Here is a 462-nt window from a genome sequence, read left to right on the forward strand (position 1 = left end):
GCTGAACGAGGGGCCGTGACGGGACTCCGTGGTGATCTCGTCTACCTCGGTGATGTTTTTGTGGGCGTCGTACAGCGAGAAACCCTTGATCTCGTCGGGAACAGTACCAAAACAGTAGTCGTCGCGGGACTCGTACGCTTGGTACATCGCGTGTTTCGCGAGCTGTTCGGCGTTCAGACTAACGGTTTCGTCTGTCATGATCTACTGGACGTTCCGACTCCGAACGGTCACAAGCGCCTGTGAGAGCGATTGTGACAGAAAAAGAACGTCAGCGGCTACGCTGACGCTAGCAGCAGGACACCGATTGAGAGCGTCAATACGCCGAGCAGGACGTATCGCTTGTGGCCGTACAACGCTCCGTATGTCAACGCTGTGAGTCCGACGCCGAACAGTACACCGACAGCCGTTGCTGCGGTGTTCATTGTACCGTTGTTTCAGCGGGCTTGTAACTTATATTTCCGC

Annotated in this window: 1 protein-coding gene; it reads right to left on the reverse strand. The window is 55.6% G+C overall.

Annotation, left to right across the window (positions count from 1 at the left end; all coding sequences use genetic code 11):
- On the reverse strand, positions 1-198 hold a 198-nt coding region (locus EXE42_RS16875), incomplete at its 3' end, for a hypothetical protein (RefSeq protein ID WP_137707051.1).
- Positions 199-462: the final 264 nt, after the last annotated feature.

Source organism: Halorubrum sp. SP3 (genome assembly GCF_005435195.1).
Taxonomy (GTDB): Archaea; Halobacteriota; Halobacteria; order Halobacteriales; family Haloferacaceae; genus Halorubrum; species Halorubrum sodomense.